The sequence below is a fragment of the Arthrobacter sp. Z1-15 genome, from assembly GCF_054792395.1.
The window spans coordinates 909,501-926,677 of record NZ_CP096454.1 but is presented as its reverse complement, the minus strand read 5'-3'; the positions used below and the strand labels follow the sequence as shown (position 1 = coordinate 926,677).

General features: G+C 64.2%; 15 protein-coding genes. 5 read left to right on the top strand and 10 right to left on the bottom strand.

Annotation, left to right across the window (positions count from 1 at the left end):
- Nucleotides 1-11: 11 nt before the first annotated feature.
- Nucleotides 12-1,418 carry a DHA2 family efflux MFS transporter permease subunit gene (locus M1D40_RS04335; RefSeq protein WP_461170331.1) on the bottom strand — a complete coding sequence of 469 codons (1,407 nt, stop codon included), beginning with the start codon at nt 1,416-1,418 and terminating at the stop codon, nt 12-14.
- A 316-nt stretch (nt 1,419-1,734) separates the two neighbouring features.
- Here M1D40_RS04335 and M1D40_RS04330 point away from each other — a divergent pair, with 316 nt between their 5' ends.
- A complete protein-coding gene (locus M1D40_RS04330; protein ID WP_461170330.1) occupies nt 1,735-2,478 on the top strand; it encodes an NADPH-dependent F420 reductase in 744 nt (247 codons plus the stop codon).
- A gap of 69 nt (nt 2,479-2,547) precedes the next feature.
- Here M1D40_RS04330 and M1D40_RS04325 read toward each other — a convergent pair whose 3' ends face one another.
- The 9 genes from M1D40_RS04325 to M1D40_RS04285 all read right to left on the bottom strand — a co-directional run bounded on the left by M1D40_RS04325 (nt 2,548) and on the right by M1D40_RS04285 (nt 13,401).
- On the bottom strand, nt 2,548-3,240 hold the full coding sequence (locus M1D40_RS04325) for a DedA family protein (RefSeq protein WP_461170999.1): 693 nt from the start codon (nt 3,238-3,240) through the stop codon (nt 2,548-2,550).
- A gap of 141 nt (nt 3,241-3,381) precedes the next feature.
- Nucleotides 3,382-4,671: a thymidine phosphorylase gene (locus M1D40_RS04320; protein ID WP_461170329.1), complete on the bottom strand. Its 1,290-nt coding sequence runs from the start codon at nt 4,669-4,671 to the stop codon at nt 3,382-3,384.
- Nucleotides 4,668-5,105 carry a cytidine deaminase gene (locus tag M1D40_RS04315; protein ID WP_461170328.1) on the bottom strand — a complete coding sequence of 146 codons (438 nt, stop codon included), beginning with the start codon at nt 5,103-5,105 and terminating at the stop codon, nt 4,668-4,670. The genes M1D40_RS04320 and M1D40_RS04315 overlap by 4 nt, the downstream gene beginning before the upstream one ends.
- Before the next feature lie 52 nt (nt 5,106-5,157).
- Complete coding sequence (locus tag M1D40_RS04310) at nt 5,158-6,447, bottom strand: ABC transporter permease (RefSeq protein ID WP_341394094.1); 1,290 nt, start codon at nt 6,445-6,447, stop codon at nt 5,158-5,160.
- Nucleotides 6,444-7,811: an ABC transporter permease gene (locus tag M1D40_RS04305; RefSeq protein ID WP_445818887.1), complete on the bottom strand. Its 1,368-nt coding sequence runs from the start codon at nt 7,809-7,811 to the stop codon at nt 6,444-6,446. Before M1D40_RS04305 ends, M1D40_RS04310 begins: the two co-directional genes overlap by 4 nt.
- The gene (locus M1D40_RS04300) at nt 7,808-9,352 is read right to left on the bottom strand and encodes an ABC transporter ATP-binding protein (protein ID WP_341394095.1); all 1,545 of its coding nucleotides are present in this window, start codon (nt 9,350-9,352) and stop codon (nt 7,808-7,810) included. The genes M1D40_RS04305 and M1D40_RS04300 overlap by 4 nt, the downstream gene beginning before the upstream one ends.
- A gap of 132 nt (nt 9,353-9,484) precedes the next feature.
- Nucleotides 9,485-10,600, bottom strand: coding sequence for a BMP family lipoprotein (locus M1D40_RS04295; RefSeq protein WP_461170327.1), 1,116 nt, complete (start codon nt 10,598-10,600; stop codon nt 9,485-9,487).
- A 339-nt stretch (nt 10,601-10,939) separates the two neighbouring features.
- Nucleotides 10,940-12,106 (bottom strand): amidohydrolase, encoded by a 1,167-nt coding sequence (locus M1D40_RS04290; protein WP_341394255.1) that lies wholly within the window; start codon nt 12,104-12,106, stop codon nt 10,940-10,942.
- A 155-nt stretch (nt 12,107-12,261) separates the two neighbouring features.
- Entirely contained in the window at nt 12,262-13,401 is a 1,140-nt protein-coding gene (locus M1D40_RS04285; protein WP_341394096.1) for a mannose-1-phosphate guanylyltransferase, read from the bottom strand.
- A 214-nt stretch (nt 13,402-13,615) separates the two neighbouring features.
- Between M1D40_RS04285 and sdhC the strand changes: the two genes are divergently transcribed.
- From sdhC to M1D40_RS04265, 4 genes are all read left to right on the top strand, one after another.
- A complete protein-coding gene (sdhC, locus tag M1D40_RS04280) occupies nt 13,616-13,996 on the top strand; it encodes a succinate dehydrogenase, cytochrome b556 subunit (protein WP_268909661.1) in 381 nt (126 codons plus the stop codon).
- A 3-nt stretch (nt 13,997-13,999) separates the two neighbouring features.
- Nucleotides 14,000-14,479, top strand: coding sequence for a succinate dehydrogenase hydrophobic membrane anchor subunit (locus tag M1D40_RS04275; protein WP_341394097.1), 480 nt, complete (start codon nt 14,000-14,002; stop codon nt 14,477-14,479).
- Nucleotides 14,480-14,554: 75 nt separating this feature from the next.
- A complete protein-coding gene (sdhA, locus tag M1D40_RS04270; RefSeq protein ID WP_341394098.1) occupies nt 14,555-16,321 on the top strand; it encodes a succinate dehydrogenase flavoprotein subunit in 1,767 nt (588 codons plus the stop codon).
- Nucleotides 16,321-17,097, top strand: coding sequence for a succinate dehydrogenase iron-sulfur subunit (locus M1D40_RS04265; protein ID WP_341394099.1), 777 nt, complete (start codon nt 16,321-16,323; stop codon nt 17,095-17,097). The genes sdhA and M1D40_RS04265 overlap by 1 nt, the downstream gene beginning before the upstream one ends.
- Nucleotides 17,098-17,177 lie beyond the last annotated feature (80 nt).

Here is a 17,177-nt window from a genome sequence, read left to right as displayed (position 1 = left end):
CACCCCTCTGTTCAGGATCCTTCTGCTGCGGGGCGGGCCTTGCTGACGAACAACGTGCCAATGACGGCGCCGAGGGCGAGGATCGCAGCGACAGTGAATGCGGCCCGTCCGGCGGCGATGCTCTGAGCCGGGTCGAGCACGCCCGCGTGGGATGCGTTCGCTCCGATGGTGAAGGCGGAGATGAGGATAGCCCCGCCGGCGGCGCCGGCCAGTTGCTGGACAGTGGAGAAGGCGGCGGTGCCGTGGGAGTACAGCTCGGTTGGCAGTGAACCGAGAGCTGATGTGGTCATCGGAGCCCACATCAGTGCTTGAGTTCCGGTGATCACCAGATACGTGCCCAAAGCCAGCACTACGCTGGTGTTCTCATCGATCGTGGACAGGAACCAGATGGACGCCGCCCAGATGATCGAGCCGGGAATCGCCAGGGGCTTCGGGCCCACCTTGTCGTAGACGCGTCCGCCCAGTGCGGAGACGATCGCGATCATGGCCCCGCCGGGGAAGAGGAACAGGCCCATCTCCAGGGTGTTCAGCCCGAGGACTGCGGTCAGGATCAGAGGTAGAACGAGGACGACCCCGAAGCCGTTCATTGCGACGAAGGTCATCACGATCGTGGGCATGACGAAGGCGCGTGTCGTGAAGATTCGCATGTCCAGGAATGCTTCCTTGTGCCTCTGCAGCCTGACCTGACGGTAAACGAACGCGCCCACGCCACTCAATCCGACAAGGATCGGCACGTACGGGGCGACAGGCGCGTGGCCGGAGACTGACTCGCCAATGGACGCCAGCCCGAAGACCAGCCCGCCAAAACCGATGATTGACAGCAGCAGGGACGCCACATCCAGGGTGACCCGTTCAGGTACGGTGACATTCCGCAGCTTCACGGCGGCGAGGATCAGTGTCGTGACGATGACCGGCAGCATGAGGATGAACAGCCACCGCCAGCTCAGCTGGGACAGGATCAGCCCGGAGACGGCGGGGCCGACGGCCGGTGCGATAGCGGGAACCGCTGTGACGAGGGCCATCATTCTGCCCCGGCGCGAAACGGGGACCAGACGCATGGTGGTCGTGATGAGCAGGGGCACGAACACCGCGGTGCCCGCCGCCTGGATGATGCGCCCGGCGAAGAGCACGCTGAACCCCGGAGCGATAACGGCGATGACCGTACCGATCAGGAACAGCGTCATGGAACCAAGAAAGATCGCACGGGTAGTGAACCTTCGCATCACGAACCCGGTAGCAGGGATGAGCACGGCCAAGGTCAGCAGGTATCCCGTCGTCAGCCACTGACCTGTCGTTGGAGTGATGTCGAGGGCGGCAATCAGCGTCGGAAGGGCTACGCCCAGCATCATTTCATTCAGCAGGACAACGAAGGTTGAGACCATCAGCAGCCCGATGATCATTGCACTGCCCGGCGCCATCCGATCATCGGATGTAAGGGCGCGGGTGTCACGTACTGTCTCTGGGTGCACGGCTAAGGTGGGTTCGTTTGGGCTGGGTGCCGACATGGGGGCTCTCCTGATTGTGTGCATCTGCATTGACGGGCGCTTCCGGCGAAAGCGAGGGGCGCCAAACCATCGTGCAACCTTCTCATTAGTGAGAAGGTCAAATTCGCATGCACCGTTGTGACCAAGCGCACCGGCCGACGGGCACCTCCGCTGGCATCTCTGCTTGACCTTGACACCGCTGGAAGGTTGGACACTTAATGCTCGGCTTACTCCACGAAAGGACTTTCAGATGAAAATCGGCATTCTCGGTGCAGGCTCAATCGGTTCGACGCTTGCACGCAAGCTCGCCGCTGCAGGACATGAGGTCAAGGTTGCCAATTCACGCGGACCGGAAACGATTGCGGCGGATGTCCTCGCCACAGGTGCGACGGCGGTTAAGGCCGCAGATGCGGTGCAGGACGTGGAAGTCCTCATCACATCGATCCCTCTCCGCGGGATGCCTGCGCTCAAACCCCTCATCGCCGATGTCTCCGGGGACACGATCATCATCGACACATCGAACTACTACCCGGCCAGGGACGGGCGCCTGCAGGCACTCGAGGAGGGACAGGTCGAGAGCTTGTGGGTCGCCGAACAGCTTGGTCGGCCCGTAGTGAAAGCGTGGAACGCCATCCCGTCAGGCACGTTCGATGCCAAAGGCGCGCCGGCAGGAGACCCGAATCGCCTGGCGATCCCCGTCGCGGCCGACGATGAGGCGGCCAGGGAAACCGCGATGACGCTGGTGGAGGAAACGGGGTTCGATGCCCTCGACGCGGGCTCGCTCGCCGATTCCTGGCGTCAACAGCCCGGGGCCCCTGCATACTGCACCGAGCTGAGACTCCAGGAAATGCCGGCTGCCCTGGCCGCAGCTGACAAGGATGTGCTCCCCAAACGCCGGGACAAAGCCATGGCAGTCATCGGCAAGCGGATGGAGGCCGGAGATTCGTTGGCCGTTGCCGACCTTGTGGCAATTAATCGGACCATCTACACGTAGGAGAAAGCCTTTGCGGGCTTATCGGGGCGGTGCCGCTCGGCGGCACCGCCCGCCCAAACAGCAGCGGCGTCAGGGCGTTTCGGCGGTCTTGCCGGTCGGGGCCGCTTCGGCGGCGGGAGCCGTCTCCCCAGCGGGGCCTGCGGCTGCCGACTTGGGTGTCTTCAGCGGCGTCGGGCCGCGCAGCTTGGTGATGATCCGGTCGATGATCAGCCCAAGGACCATGGCGATGGCGATGGCCACCACGACTCCCAGCAGGTGGTTGTCCTTGAACCAGGCACCGGCCAGCGCTCCGATGGCAACGCTGTAGCCTGCCCAGACGACGGCCGACATGGTGGTGAGGATGATGAACACCCGGCGGGGAAAACCGGTGGCTCCGGCGGTGAGGTTTACAACCACCCGGCCGATCGGAATGAAGCGGGCAATCAGGATCAGTGACACGGCGCGCTTGTCGAGTTCCTTGCGCGCCCACACGAACCCGCGCTGCATCCGCGGCCCGCGCATCCAGCGGTACCGCTCGGTGCCGATCTTCCGGCCCATCAGATACGCCAGGTTGTCTCCCAGGAACGCTCCGCCGGCCGCTGCAGCGGCCACCAGCCAGAGGTTGGGACCGGCGCCGGTACCCACCAGCGCTGACATGCCGACCACCAGCGATTCGCTGGGGACCGGCGGGAAGAACCCGTCGATAAGGCAAAACGCGAACAGTGCGAGGTAAACCCACGGCGCATCGGCGGATGTCAGGATGAAGTTGTTGATACTGTCCACTGCGGCGCTCAGCACGTCCAGTCGGCTCCCTAGGATCGGTCTCTGGTATCTACAACGATGCCACCAACGCATTGGTGCCCGCCAACCGCACTGCCGGCCTCCGCGGAACGGGGCCTGGGCAGCGGGGTTGGCGGGCGGCCGCTACCCGATGCGGTCGATGATCAGCTTCTGTGCCGGGCGGGAGCCTTCGGGGGCAATCACGACGGCGTGCTCCAGGGCCTCGCGGGCACGGTCGAACTTTTCCGGGGTATCCGTGAGCAGCGTCATCAGCGGCTCTCCGGCCCGGACCACGGACCCGGGCTTGGCATGCATCCGGACGCCGGCACCCGCCTGCACCTGGTCTTCCTTACGGGCACGCCCGGCTCCGAGCCGCCAGGCGGCAACGCCCACGGACAGCGCGTCCAGTTCCACCAGCACGCCGTCGGCGGGGGCAAAGATGGTTTCGGATTCCCGTGCCTGCGGCAGCGGAGCCGACGGATCCCCGCCCTGGGCGGAAATCATGCGGCGCCACACGTCCATGGCACGGCCGTCCCGCAGGGCAGCCGCCGGGTCAGCGTCGCGGATTCCGGCCGCTGCCAGCATTTCCTCCGCGAGCCGTACGGTCAGTTCCACGACGTCGTCCGGCCCGCCGCCGGCGAGCACTTCCACGGATTCCTCCACTTCAATGGCGTTGCCGGCGGTGAGCCCGAGCGGGGTGGACATGTTGGTCAGCAGCGCGACGGTGTTTACCCCGGCGTCCTGGCCCAGGGCCACCATCGTTTCGGCCAGTTCGCGCGCGTTGGCTTCGTCCTTCATGAACGCGCCGGACCCCACCTTCACGTCGAGCACCAGCGATCCGGTGCCTTCGGCGATCTTCTTGCTCATGATGGAGGAGGCAATCAGCGGGATGGCCTCCACGGTTCCGGTGACGTCGCGCAGTGCGTACAGCTTCTTGTCCGCCGGAGCCAGGCCGGTGCCGGCCGCGCAGATGACGGCGCCGACGTCGGCCAGCTGGGCCATGATTTCGTCATTGGACAGGTTGGCCCGCCAGCCCGGAATCGCTTCGAGCTTGTCCAGGGTGCCCCCGGTGTGGCCGAGGCCCCGCCCGGAAAGCTGCGGCACGGCGACCCCGAAGACGGCTACCAGCGGCGCCAGCGGCAGGGTGATCTTGTCCCCCACGCCTCCGGTGGAGTGCTTGTCCGTGGTCGGTTTCCCGAGCGAGGAGAAGTCCATCCGGATCCCCGATGCGATCATGGCCGCGGTCCAGCGGGAGATTTCCTGCCGGCTCATGCCGTTGAGCAGGATCGCCATGTTCAGCGCGGCCATCTGCTCATCAGCGATGGCGCCCCGGGTGTACGCGTCGATGGTCCAGTCGATCTGCTCCGGCGACAGGGTGCCCCGGTCCCGTTTGATTCCAATGATGTCGACGGCGTCGAACTGTTCGCTGCTCATGCCTTCTCCTGCTCTTCCAAGTGCTGCGGGCCAAAGGCATCCGGGAGGACCTCGTCCATGGTCCGGATGCCGCTTACTGTCATCAACTGCATTGCCGATGCCCGGAATTCATAGAGCAGCTGCCGGCACCGTCCGCACGGCATCAGGATCTCCCCCGCGCCGTCGACGCAGACGAAGGCGGCCAGCAGCCCGCCGCCGGTCATCCGCAGCGAGCTGATCAGGGAGCATTCGGCGCACAGCGTCAGCCCGTAGGAGGCGTTCTCCACGTTGCAGCCGGAAATCACCCGCCCGTCGTCGGTCAGTGCGGCCGCGCCCACCGGATACTTCGAGTACGGCACATAGGCGTGGGCCAGCGCTGCGCGCGCTGCCTCGAGAAGTTCGGCCCACTCGATCTCCGGCACTGCCGGGGCGGGGATGCCCGAGTCTGCATTCATAGTGTTTCCTTGCTGGTCTGCTGCTGGTTCGAAGGACAAAGCGGGTTCCGGGTCACCCCTTGATATACGGTATTCCGCTGGCCGCCGGGCCACGCGATTTACCCACAACGCCGGCGACGGCGAAGATGGTCACCACATAGGGCAGCATGGCCAGGAACTGGTTCGGGACCGGTGTGCCGAGCAGGCTCAGTACGGACTGCAGGTTTGACGCAAAGCCGAAAAGCAGAGCTGCCAGGAGCGCGCCGATCGGATTCCACCGGCCCAGGATGAGAGCTGCGAGGGCGATGTAACCCTGGCCGGAGGTCATGTCGCGGTTGAACGAAGACACCGACACGAGGGTGAAGAACGCCCCGCCGACACCGGCTACGGCGCCTGCGGCCAGGACATTCAGGAACCGCATGCGGTTTACGTTGACGCCCAGCGTGTCGGCAGCCTTGGGGTGCTCCCCCACCGCGCGGGTACGCAGACCCCACCGGGTGTGGAAGAGGCCGAAGTAGATGGCCGCGACCGCAATGTACATCAGGTAGCCGATGACGGACTGGTCGAACAGGATCGGGCCGATGATCGGGATGTCGGCCAGCAGCGGAATGCGGATGGACGGCAGGCGAGGCGGCGCGTTCCACTTTGCGGTGTCGGCGCTGAGCACCGTCGAGAACAGGAACCCGGTGAGTCCGGAGACCAGGACGTTCAGGACAACACCGACGATCACCTGATTCACGATGTACTTGATGCTGAACACTGCCAGCACCAGCGAGACCAGCACGCCGGCCACCGCGGCGGCGAAAAGCCCCACGAAGGCGTTGCCGGAGAGCGTTCCCGCCACGGCGGCGGCAAATGCGCCGAAGAGCAGTTGGCCCTCGATGGCGATGTTCACGACGCCGGACCGCTCGCACAGCACGCCGGAAAGAGCGCCGAAGATCAGCGGGAAGGCGAGCGTGAAGGACCCCGCCAGCAGTCCGTAAATGGCGACGCTGGGGCTGCGGGCACTGCCCACGGACCAGGTGAGGAACGCGGCGATGAAAAAGACCGCGAAGATCACGATCAGCCAGGCCGGCACGTGCTGGAACCGGCTGACCAGGATTGCGGACCAGGCAGCCGATGCCAGCAGCACCACCGAGGAAATCCAGCCCAGTACAGGGGCGGAGACCACAATATTGGGCAGCTGGATGGCGGCGTTCGGCTCGGTCAGGCGGAACGTCACCTCCGCGGAGGGTGAATTGAGTCCGAAGAGAAAGAACCCGAGAACGGCGAGGGCTCCCAGGATGACCGGGACCTTCCAGCTGCGGATTGCCTGCGCCGCGGCCGGTTTGCCGGCGGAGGCGAGGGTGGTTGCGGTGCTCATGCTGTTCCTCCGGCTGCGGTGGTGTTCTTGGCGGTGCGTTTGCCGGACGTCTTGAATGCGCCCGGCGGCGGGATCCTGAAGATGGAGCGAACCAGCGGCGGCGCCGCGATGAACAGGACGATCAGCGACTGGACCACCAGGACAATGTCGATATTGGTTCCCGTGCTGGTCTGCATCGTCACTCCGCCGGCCCGGAACGCACCGAAGAGGATGCCTGCCGCAAACGTTCCCCACGGGGAGGAGCGGCCGAGCAGGGCCACGGTAATGGCATCGAACCCGAAGCTGGCGGCAACCCCGGAGGTGAGCACCTTCTCGGTGCCCGAGACCTGCGCGACGCCGGCGAGTCCGGCCAGGGCACCGGCAATGAGCATCACGATCACGTAGCCCTTGGTGGTGCTGATCCCGGCGTTCCGTGCTGCGGCCGGGTTGGCGCCCACGGCGCGCAGCTCGAAGCCTACGGTGGACCGGTTGAGCAGCCACCAGATGAAGACTGTCGCCGCCACGGCCATCACGAAGCCCCAGTGCAGACGGAAGCCCGCTCCCAGCAGCGGCGGGAACATGGCGGTTTCATCCAGCTGGGGACTGATCGGGTTGGTGGACCCCGGGCGCTGGAAACCCGGAGTGGTGAGCAGGAAGAGCACCAGCTGGATGGCGATGTAGTTGAGCATGATGGTCACAATGACTTCGTGCGCGCCGGTCCTGGCTTTGAGCAGCCCGGCAATGCCGCCCCAGATGGCACCGCCGAGCGCGCCGGCGATCACCACCACAAGCAGGTGAAGACCCACCGGGAGGTGCCAGCTGAAGCCGACCCACGCGGCCAGAGTGGCACCAATGATGATCTGTCCCTGTGCACCAATGTTGAACAGGCCGGCACGAAAGGCCAGGGCCACGCCGAGTCCGGCGCAGATCAGGGGCGTCGCCACTGTCAGAGTCTGGGTCAGCGGGTAGATCATTCGGGAAAAGGTCTCAGCCTCGAAGTTGAAGACCGACCCCTGGAACAGTGCAATGTAAGCGCTTGACGCTGCGGACCATGCCGCAGCGAAGAGGTCCGACGGGCGGCTGAAGAAATAGGACGCCGCCTCACCTACTTCCTCGTCGGTGAGGGCTATCAGCAGTCCACCCACGACCAGCGCCATCAGCACCGACAGGACAGAGACCATCGCATTGCCGGTAATGATCCGGCGGAGGACGGAGCCATCGTCACCGTCCGGACGCAGTTCGGACTCGGGGACGGGGACCGGCGGGGGCGGGAGCGCTCCCCCGGCGGTTTCCGCAGCAGTCAGCAGCCGGGTGTCCTCAGCTGCCGCCTCCTCCTTGAGGTGAGCGGATTCGCTGTGGTGCCTGTTATCTTTCTCCGGGCTCACTGCGCCCCTCCCTCAGTTTCGCTTTCGTGCGCAAGTGCTTCTTCAGCGGGCATCCCGGCCATCATCAGGCCCAGGACGTCGCGCGAGGTGTTGCCCGGGACAATCCCCATCAGCCTGCCGCCGTAGAGCACCGCTATGCGGTCTGCCAGTTCCAGGACCTCGTCCAGTTCGGTGGAGACGATCAGGACCGGGGTTCCGCCGTCGCGCTCCGCCACGATCCGTTTGTGCAGGAATTCGATGGAACCGACATCGACGCCGCGGGTGGGCTGAGAAGCGATGAACAGCGACAGCGGGCGGGACAGCTCACGGGCCATCACCACTTTTTGCTGGTTGCCTCCGGAGAGCGTTCCGGCAGCTGTGTGGGCCGACTGCGTCCGAATATCGAATTCCTCGATCTTCTCGGCGGCGTTGCCTGCCACGACGGAGGGACGCATGGACAGGCCCCGGGCGAACGGAGCTTTGTTGTAGCGGTTGAGGATCAGGTTTTCCGCCACGGTAAAGGGGCCCACCAGACCGTCAACACTGCGGTCTTCAGGCACGAAACCCACACCGGCCTCGATAATCTGGTCCACGCGGCGGCCAACAAGTTCCTTGCCGTCAAGGCTAATGGAACCGGAGACGTGGTCCTGCAGCCCCATAATGGCCTCGGTCAGTTCCGTCTGGCCGTTGCCCTGGACACCGGCAACGGCAAGGATTTCTCCCTTGGCGATGTCAAAGCTGAGGTGATCCACGACGGGCTGGCCCGTGTCCGCCAACACGACGAGGTCGCGGACGGAGAAGGTCTTGGCGCCGGGTTCCGCCGGAGCCTTGTTCAGCGTCAGGTTTACGGAGCGGCCCACCATCATGGAGGCCAGTTCCGTGGTTGAAGCGTCGGGCGACGCATCGCCGACCACCTTGCCGCGCCGGATCACGGTGATGACGTCCGAAACGGCCTTGACCTCGCGCAGCTTGTGCGAAATGAAGACCACCGATTTCCCGTCTGCGGTTAGCTGGCGCATGATGGCCAGCAGCTCATCCGTTTCCCGGGGCGTGAGCACGGCTGTGGGCTCATCCAGGATCAGGACTTCAGCGTCCCGGATCAGGGCTTTGATAATTTCCACCCGCTGCTGCACCCCTACGGGGAGGTCTTCCACGACCGCATCGGGGTCCACATCGAACCCGTACTGGTCTGAGATTGTCCGGATGCGCTCACGGGTGGTCTGCAAATTCAATGCACCGGCGAACGAGGTGGTTTCGTGGCCCAGGGCCACGTTCTCCGCGACGGTGAAAACCGGAACCAGCATGAAGTGCTGGTGGACCATCCCGATGCCGGCTGCCATCGCATCGCCGGGACCGGAGAAGACAACTGGTTTATCGTTGACCAGGATCTGGCCCTCGGTCGGTTCATAAAGACCGTAAAGGACGTTCATCAGTGTCGACTTGCCGGCGCCGTTTTCGCCGAGCAGGCTGTGGACCTGCCCCGGTTCAATCACCAGGTCAATATGGTCGTTGGCCACCAAGGTGCCGAAGCGCTTGGTGATGCCCTGAAGTTCGAGTTTCACAACCCCAACCAATCTGTTTGTGTCGTTGTGGGCGTTCCCGAGGGAAGACTACCCGGAACAGAATGAACCGCCGCCCGCCCCGCTGCAACGCAGCCGGACGAACGGCGGTTCAGGAAAGCAGTCGAGCCCGTGCTACTTGGGGCTGGCAGCTGATTCCACAGTGATCTCGCCGGAAATGATCTGGTCCTTGATCCCGTCAACCGCGGACTTCACGTCGGCGGGAACCGCGCTCTCCTGGTCATGGTAGGGAGCCAGCGCAACCCCGCCGTTTTCCAGGGTGCCGATGTACGGAGTGGCGTCGAAGTTGCCCTCGACGTCGGTCGTGATGACCTCTTCCACTGCCTCGCCCATGAGCTTCATGACCGAGGTCAGGATGAACTCGGTGCCGATGTCGTTCGTCTCGAAGCCGTCCGAGTCAACCCAGACAACCTTGTTGCTGCCGCCGCCGGCGTTGGCTTCCACCACGGCGTCCAGGGTGCCGGAGCCTACCGGACCGGCAACGGGCATGATGATGTCCGCACCTTCGTTGAGGAAGTTTTCAGTGGTGGTCTTGCCGGCGCCGGTATCAGTGAAGTTGCCGATGAAGGAGCCGGTCTGGTCTGCCTTGTTCCAGCCCAGGAGCTCGACGTCGGCACTGTTCTGTTCGTTGTAGTACTCCACGCCGTCAGCGAAGCCGTCCATAAAGATGGTGACCGTGGGGATGTTGATGCCGCCGTACGTGGCGACCTTGCCCGTCTCGGACGTGCCGGCAGCAACATATCCGGCCAGGAATGCGGCCTCAGCCGTGTCGTAGATGATGGGCTTGACGTTCTCGAGGTCGATGCTGTTGTCATCAACAATCGCGAAGTTGCTGTCGGGGTTGGCCGTCGCAACTTCCTTGGTTGCATCGGCCAGCAGGTACCCCACCGTAACGGTGAGGTTGCATCCTTCGCTCATCATGGAGTCAAGGTTCGGCAGGAAGTCCGTCTCTGACTGGGACTGCGCTTCCGAAATCTGGATGCCGAGGTCCTCCTCGGCCGCCTTCAGGCCCTCGTAGCTTGACTGGTTGAAGGAACGGTCATCAAAGCCGCCTTCATCGGAAACGATGCAGGCCCGGAAGTCTGACCCGGCTGCTGAGGCCCCGGAGCCGGTGGACTCGGCCTCTTCCTCGGGTGCGGCGCCGCAGCCGGAGAGCAGGAGCGCCGAGACGCCGAGCATGGCGGCGGAAACGCCTGCGTTGCGCTTGAAGCTGCGCGGGAAGTTCTTCAATGTTCCTCCAGGAATGAAATGGTTTCCACGCGCTGGATTCTTCTAGGCAGAGCACTCAGGAGTGAGCGTTCCGGCGTCGCGTGGTGCAGCGTTCCGTCCGTCGTTGGACCGCGGCATGCCTATCCTATGGGTAACGCCGGTCACTGTGAGACAGATAACGCTCCACGCAGGACATTGTTTACATGTTGTTATTATTTGCAAGCAAATGACGCGGATTGTCTCGGCATGACGTGCTACTGCGTCGCGTTGGCCCGGAGGCCCAGCGAGCGGGCAGCGTCCATCCCGGGGCGCGGGAGCTGGACCGTGTGCAGGAGTTGAACCAGGTGTGCAGGGCCGGAACTAGTGGCGCACGCCCCGGGCGGCACGCACGGCCGCTGCTGCCATGACGCTCACGCCGCAGCTGATGGAGAGCTCATCGGGGTTGTAGTCTCCGCGGTGCAGATCGTAGGTTTCACCGCCGGGGGTCCGCGTGCCCAGCCGCATCAGGGCGCCGGGAACGGCCTGGGTCATCCAGGCAAAGTCCTCCCCGCCCATCGACTGCGGGGCCAGGACTATGGAGTCCTCCCCCAGCTCGGCGCGGGCTGCAGCTTCGATCAGACTGGTTTCCGCATCGGTATTGATCACCGGCGGCACGCCCCGGGTGTGTTCCAGACTGACCTCCACACCAAAGGGGGCCGCAGTCTGCCGCACGACGTCGTCCAGCAGTTCGCCTGCCGAGTACCAGGCTTCTGCATCCAGGCAGCGCATGGTGCCGGACATGAAGCCGTGGCCCGGAATGGCATTGGGTGCGGAACCGGCATGCATCTGCCCCCAGACCACTGACACGCCGCTGCGCACGTCGATGCGGCGGGAAAGCACCGCCGGGACGCTGACAGCGATCTCCGCCAGCGCGAAGACGAGATCCTCCGTCAGGTGGGGCCGGGAAGTGTGCCCGCCGCGGCCCGTCAGCTCGATCCGGACGGTGTCCGACGCCGAGGTAATGGCGCCGATGCGCGTACCCACCTTGCCGGCGTCGATGCGCGGGTCGCAGTGCAGTGCCACAATGCGCGGCAGTCCCTCCAGTACGCCCTGCCGGATGACTCCCAGCGCGCCGCCGGGCATGACTTCCTCCGCAGGCTGGAAGATGATCCGGACGCGTCCGCCGAGGTTTCCGGCGGCGTCCATCCTGGCGAGGACCTGCGCCACTCCCACCATGACGGTGGTGTGGATATCGTGGCCGCATGCGTGGGTAATGCCTGTATTGACAGAGGCGTAGGGAAGGTTGGTCTCTTCCAGCACGGGCAGCGCGTCGATGTCTGCACGCAGCCCGATCCGGAGCGGGCCCTCCCCGATGTCGACATAGGCACCGGTTCCCTCCAGCCGGACGGGGTGCAGCCCTGCGGCTTCCAGAGCCTCGACAATCCTGTCGGTGGTGCGGAATTCCTTGGTTGACAGTTCCGGGTGCCGGTGAAGGTCCCGCCGGAACGCGAGCAGCTCTCCCAGCAGCGGAGCGACGCTTCCGCGCATCGACGGTACCGGGGAACTGTTCAGTGGGATAGTAGGCACAACTTCAAGATTAGCCACTGAGGCTGCTGTTACGGGAACCGTGTGACGCAGTTAAGGGACAGAGCCGTTAAAGGTCACAGCAGTTGGAGGTCCCGGCAGCCAAAGGACATCAGTGGTTAAAGGACATCAGTGTCGCCGCTGGCCTTCAGATGCTCCACGGCTTTCTTGACTTCCTGGGCGTGCTCTTTGGTGGTGACGAGCAGCGCGTCCAGGGTGTCAACAATGACCACGTCCTCAATGCCGATCAGTGCGATGACGCGCTTGGTATCGGACACCACAATTCCGGAGGCGTTTTCCGAGTACACCCGAGCGCCCTCGCCCATCACGGTCAGGGCGCTGTTCTCGGCAGCGGGGTTGAGCCGCCCGATGGCGGCGAAGTCGCCGACATCGTCCCAGTTGAAGATGCCCGGGATCATGGCAACGTCTCCGGCTGCAGCGGCAGGCTCCGCCACCGCGTAGTCGATGGCGATCTTAGGCAGCGTGGGCCAGACCCGGCGCACCACTTCACGCCGCGCCGGGGTGTCCCAGGCCTCGGCTATTTCCATCAGCCCGCTGTGCAGTTCCGGTTCGTTGGCTTTCAGGTGCTTGAGCATCAGGTCAACGGGGGCCACAAACATGCCGGCGTTCCAGCTGTAGCGGCCGTTTGCCAGGTAGGTGCGGGCAACCTCTGCCGAGGGTTTCTCCACGAATTCGACGACGGCGTGTGCGCTGGGCGCACCGGCAATGTCCAGTGTCTCCCCGGCACGGATGTAGCCGAACCCGGTGGCGGCGTGCGTCGGATGGATTCCGATGGTGACGATGTATCCCTGGGCAGCCGTGTGGATGGCTTCGCGGACGGCGTCCTGGAAGACATCGACGGGTGCAATGACCTGGTCCGCGGCAAAGGATCCCATGATGATGTTCGGATCCCTCTTATAGAGGATGGCTGCCGCCAGGCCGATGGCTGCAGCGGAGTCCTTGGGCTCCAGCTCCAGCACCAGGTTTTCGCTGGTGATTTCCGGAAGCTGCTTCCGCACTGCCTGGCGGTGCAGGGTTCCGGTGACCACCATGACGCGGTCTCCGCTGAGCGGACGCAGCCGGTCGTAGGTGGCCCGGATGAGCGTGGAGCCGGAGCCCGTCAGGTCATGCAGGAACTTCGGGGCGGCTGCACGGGACAGCGGCCACAGCCGCGTCCCTACGCCGCCGGCCGGAATGACGCCGTAAAAGCGGTCAAAGTCCGCCGAGGAAGGATTGGGTTCTACCGGTTCTGTACTCATCAGAGCCAAGATTAGCCGACGGGACGGCGAGCAGGCCTGAAGCAGGCCCGGGAACTGCGCCCCGATGTAACGAGGGTCACATGATAGGGCCACCTAAATTGAAAGCGCTCTGCGGGGCACCTAGATTATGCTTGAGCTTATATTGCTGTCGCACCGGCGTCATCACTGCGTGGAAGACACGCCAGCGCCGCTGCGTCGCAGGGAGGAAAATTCAGTGTCGAAGTTACCAGCAGGCACTCTCTACCGCGGCCGCGAAGGCCAGTGGTCTTGGGTTGCACACCGCATTACCGGCGTGGTGATTTTCTTCTTCCTTTTGGTCCACGTGTTGGATACCTCGCTGGTGCGAGTATCACCGGAGGCCTACAACGTCGTGATCGGCGCATACAAGAACCCCATCATGGGCCTCGGCGAGCTCGGCCTCGTCGCCGCCATCGTGTTCCACGCCTTCAACGGCGTGCGTGTGATCCTGATCGATTTCTGGAAGAAGGGCCCCAAGTACCAGCGCCAGATGCTGTGGAGCGTTGTCGGTCTTTGGGCTATCACCATGATCGGCTTCTCCATTCGCCACCTTCCCATCGTTTTCGGGGGTCACTAAGCCATGAGCACTACAACTAACGACGCCGCCTCCATTGAGGCCCCCCGCTCCGGCCGCATTGCCCCGAAGTACGCCCGCACTCCGGGCGGCAAAGGCAACTTCGAGATGCTGGCATGGCTGTTCATGCGTGTCTCCGGCGCCATCCTGATCGTCCTGATCTTCACGCACCTCTTCGTCAACCTGATGGTCGGCGACGGCATCCACGCCGTGGACTTCGGGTTTGTAGCCGGCAAGTGGGCCAGCCCGCTGTGGCAGGTCTGGGACCTGGTCATGCTGTGGCTTGCCATGCTGCACGGCACCAACGGCGTCCGTGTCATCATCAACGATTACGCGGACAAGAACACCACGCGGATGACGCTCAAGAGCATTCTCTACATTGCTTCACTCGTGATTATCGTGCTCGGCACCCTGGTCATCTTCACCTTTGATCCCTGCCCCGCCGGTGCTCCCGCGGATCTCCTCGCGGACTTCTGCACGGCGTAGCCGCAGCGTCCGTTCCCCACCGGGGCGCGGACAACACGAACGTTTTTCCAAGTTTCAACAGAAAGAGCATCTGGTATGCAGGTCCATAAGTACGACGTCGTAATTGTCGGCGCCGGCGGCGCCGGTATGCGTGCCGCCATTGAATCCGGCCAGCGCGCACGCACGGCGGTACTGACCAAGCTGTACCCCACCCGCTCGCACACTGGTGCGGCTCAGGGCGGCATGTGCGCAGCGCTGGCCAACGTCGAAGAAGACAACTGGGAATGGCACACCTTTGACACTGTCAAGGGTGGCGACTACCTCGTAGACCAGGACGCAGCGGAGGTCATGGCCAAAGAGGCCATCGACGCCGTGCTGGACCTGGAAAAGATGGGCCTGCCGTTCAACCGCACGCCCGAAGGCCGGATTGACCAGCGCCGTTTCGGCGGCCACACCCGCGACCACGGCAAGGCTCCGGTCCGCCGTGCCTGCTACGCCGCCGACCGCACCGGCCACATGATCCTCCAGACGCTGTACCAAAACTGCGTCAAGCACAATGTGGAGTTCTACAACGAGTACTACGTGCTGGACCTGCTGACCGTCACGGACAGCTTTGGCCAGAAGCGCGTGGCCGGCGTCGTTTCCTACGACCTGGCCAGCGGCGAACTGCACGTCTTCCAGGCCAAGTCCGTGGTCTTCGCCTCCGGCGGTGCCGGCAAGGTCTTCAAGACCACCTCGAACGCACACACCCTGACCGGTGACGGCATGGGCATCGCGTTCCGCCGCGGCATCCCCCTGGAAGACATGGAGTTCTTCCAGTTCCACCCGACAGGCCTCGCCGGCCTGGGCATCCTGCTCTCCGAGGCAGCCCGCGGAGAAGGCGCCATCCTGCGCAACTCCGAGGGTGAGCGCTTCATGGAGCGCTACGCCCCGACCATCAAGGACCTCGCTCCGCGTGACATCGTGGCCCGCTCCATGGCCAACGAAGTCCGCGAAGGCCGCGGCTGCGGACCGAACAAGGATTACGTCCTCCTGGACCTGACGCACCTGGAGCCGGCGCACATCGACGCCAAGCTCCCGGACATCACCGAGTTCGCCCGCACCTACCTGGGCGTGGAACCGTACACGGAGCCGGTGCCGGTCTTCCCGACCGCGCACTACGCCATGGGCGGCATCCCCACCAACATCAAGGCCGAGGTCCTGCAGGACAATGACACGGTTGTTCCGGGTCTGTACGCCGCGGGTGAAGTAGCCTGCGTTTCCGTGCACGGCTCCAACCGCCTGGGCACCAACTCGCTGCTGGACATCAACGTCTTCGGCAAGCGCGCCGGCATCAACGCCGCCGAATACGCGCTGACCGCTGATTTCGTGGACCTGCCGGAAGATCCGGAAGCCACCACGATTGCCCTGCTGGACCTGGTCCGCAACTCCGAGGGAACCGAACGGGTCGCTGAGATCCGCCGGGACCTGCAGAACACCATGGATGCCAACATGCAGGTGTTCCGTACGGCGGACACCCTGAACCAGGTGCTGACCGACATTGCCTCGCTCGAAGAGCGGTACAAGAAGATCAGCGTCCAGGACAAGGGCAAGCGCTTCAACCTGGACCTCCTGGAAGCCGTGGAACTGGGCTTCCTGCTGGAATTGGCCAAGGTGATGACTGTGGCAGCCCTGCACCGCGAAGAATCACGCGGCGGGCACTTCCGCGAGGACTTCCCGGAGCGCGACGACGAGAATTTCATGAAGCATTCAATGGCGTACAAGGTTGACGAGGCCGCCAACGCCGAGCACACCGCGGGCATTCGACTGGACACCAAGCCGGTCATCTTCACGCGCTACGAGCCAATGGTGAGGAAGTACTAATGACAACGGAAATTGCGGAGCCGGCCTCCAAGATCGACCTGCCGGAATCTGTGGGCGGGGAAATTCCCTCGTTCGAGATCACACTCAAGGTCCGCCGCTACAACCCGGAGGTATCTGACGAAGGATACTGGGACGAGTGGAAGCTGACCATGTACGGCACGGACCGCGTGCTGGACGCCCTGCACAAGGTCAAGTGGGAGCATGACGGTTCCGTCTCCTTCCGCCGCTCCTGCGCCCACGGTGTCTGCGGCTCCGATGCCATGCGCATCAACGGCCGCAACCGCCTGGCCTGCAAGACGCTGCTGAAGGACCTGGACACGTCCAAGCCCATCCTCGTGGAGCCCATCAAGGGCCTCCCCGTGGAGAAGGACCTGATCGTGGACATGGAGCCGTTCTTCCAGTCCTACCGCGAGATCATGCCGTTCCTGATCAGCAAGGGCCACGAGCCCACCAAGGAACGCCTGCAGTCCGCCGAGGACCGCGAACGGTTCGACGACACCACCAAGTGCATCCTGTGCGCGGCGTGCACGTCCTCGTGCCCGGTGTTCTGGACCGACGGCCAGTACTTCGGTCCCGCCGCCATCGTGAACGCGCACCGTTTCATCTTCGACTCGCGTGACGACGCCGGAGACATGCGCCTGGAGATCCTGAACGACAAGGAAGGCGTGTGGCGCTGCCGCACCACCTTCAACTGCTCCGAGGCATGCCCCCGCGGCATCCAGGTCACCAAGGCCATCGCCGAGGTCAAGCAGGCCATCCTGAGCCGCTCGGTCTAGCAGAACCACCCCCGGCAGAGGCGGCGTCCCCGGTCCAGAAGGACCAGGGACGCCGCCTTTCCCATGCCCCCCGCAACTCC